This is a genomic window from Bacteroides sp. MSK.20.82 (assembly GCF_019052485.1).
Lineage (GTDB): Bacteria > Bacteroidota > Bacteroidia > Bacteroidales > Bacteroidaceae > Bacteroides > Bacteroides thetaiotaomicron.
The window spans coordinates 1-1,380 of record NZ_JAHQUN010000122.1 but is presented as its reverse complement, the minus strand read 5'-3'; the positions used below and the strand labels follow the sequence as shown (position 1 = coordinate 1,380).

1 protein-coding gene is annotated in these 1,380 nt (G+C 37.8%); it reads right to left on the bottom strand.

Annotation, left to right across the window (positions count from 1 at the left end; genetic code table 11):
- Positions 1-160: 160 nt before the first annotated feature.
- Positions 161-1,156, bottom strand: coding sequence for an IS110 family transposase (locus KTR07_RS28085; RefSeq protein ID WP_005941495.1), 996 nt, complete (start codon positions 1,154-1,156; stop codon positions 161-163).
- Positions 1,157-1,380: the final 224 nt, after the last annotated feature.

Genomic DNA, 1,380 nt, shown 5'->3' with positions numbered 1-1,380 from the left:
TGAATTCTAAGTCCTCTCCAAACAATATCTATAAAATCTTACCCAAGTTTACGAACATTAACGTATCCTTGGGTAAGTTTGTATATAGACATACCTACTCTTCAGAAGTGTATAGCTACTTCCTAAACCTAAGATATTTTCGAAGTTAAGGACCTTTTTATTATACGGCTAATGTTACAAATGGAGTCTGCCTTCGTATCACAGCAAAAGACCTTGCTATGATTTTGGCTCTTACAGCATTGATTACAGATGCTTTATGTTTCCCCTCTGCTATTTTCCTTTTATAGTATGCTTTCATCTGCGGATCCCAAGAGATGGCAGTAATAGCTGCCCGGGTAAGGTATACTTTTACTTCTTTGTTAGCCAATGAAGAAGTCTGCGTTTTTCCCCGTATGGAAATACCTGAAGTATGTTCAAATGGGGCGACCCCACAATAGCAGGCAAATTTCCTCGGGTTGTCAAATCTTTGAAAATTGTCAGTAACACACAGTAATACAATGGCATTGATAATTCCTATTCCTTTTATACTTCTTAATAGCAAGTAGTTTGTGTAAAGCGATGTACTGGCGGCTATTAGTTGCTCCATATCCTCTTCCACCTCCAGGATTCTTTCTTTTATCGACTTGAGCTGCTCTTCCAAAAAAGAAATGGATTCTGTCACATCAGCCAACTTAGCCATCCAGGAGAATGTTTCCAATAACTTTATGCTTGATACTTTTTGCTTGACCAAATTGTCACGTATAATAATCCATCCCCGCAGTCTCACCAAGTCTTTGTCAGGCAATTTGTATAACTCCAGTTTTCGATAGTGTAATACCGCATAGTTCGCTATTCTTTTGGCGTCAATGCGGTCATTTTTGCCTCGTTGCAAGCCTATGGACTTCTTGATGGTCAACGGGCAAACCAAAGCCAGGGAAAATCCCATGGAGACACTGGAAACAGATAACTCTGTGACATAACTTCCCATGTTTTCAGCACAGAACAAGAGTTTGGATAAAGAGAGATGATAACCAGCTATCCAATCCAATAAAGATTGGATCCCAGTTGGAGTGTTATCAAAAGACTTGTGAGACAACTCTTTTTCGTCTGCGGACATTAATGATGCATCGAAAGTTTTTTTTCCTACATCAAGACCTACAAAATGAGAATAATTCATAACTTTGTATTTACAGTATTAAACATGAAGGAGAAACAGCTAATACATTTATTAGGTCGTGAGCCTACAATTCTAACTGGCTAGGTTCTCCTATTAAGAGAGTTGCAGTCTGATTCAGCCTATAGTCATTTAAGACTAGTGTCAAAGTTAGTTCACTGCAACTCTACTTTTCAAATATACACTTATATTTTGTTGTGATATTTAATACTGCAAATGTAAATGTG

What these genes read in the sequence shown, in the direction of transcription:
- KTR07_RS28085 (WP_005941495.1), bottom strand. Translation starts at nt 1,156, where the DNA reads ATGAATTATTCTCATTTTGTAGGTCTTGATGTAGGAAAAAAAACTTTC.